Source organism: Oscillibacter sp. UBA6647 (assembly GCA_002455655.1).
Taxonomy (GTDB): Bacteria; Bacillota; Clostridia; order Oscillospirales; family Oscillospiraceae; genus Oscillibacter.
The window spans coordinates 1-274 of the sequence record DKLF01000023.1 but is presented as its reverse complement, the minus strand read 5'-3'; the positions used below and the strand labels follow the sequence as shown (position 1 = coordinate 274).

Annotated in this window: 1 protein-coding gene; it reads left to right on the top strand. The window is 46.7% G+C overall.

The genetic code is table 11. The features are described from left to right. A partial coding sequence (locus tag B2W96_RS01880) for a hypothetical protein (RefSeq protein WP_293007994.1) occupies window positions 1-181 on the top strand: 181 nt, incomplete at its 5' end. Window positions 182-274: the final 93 nt, after the last annotated feature.

The following is a 274-nucleotide window of genomic DNA, read 5'->3' as shown; positions in this document are numbered from 1 at the left end:
ATTACGCAATCAGAACCGCCGCTGCACAGTGGGGCAAAAGCAAAATTTTTTCTCGCAAGAGCCCCTCACACGTGAACCACTCCTATACTTTTTAATTGGAGCCGCGGGCGGCCTTCCAAATAAGATTTTCCACACCACCTGTATTAAGCCCCTGCCCTCCTTTGGAAAAATGGTTGTGTGAGATCTCCATTCTACCATACGGGTTAAATTACTATGGATTTTTACTGCCTGTCCAACTTCATCTTACAATCATAGCACTAAACCGCTGGCGCGG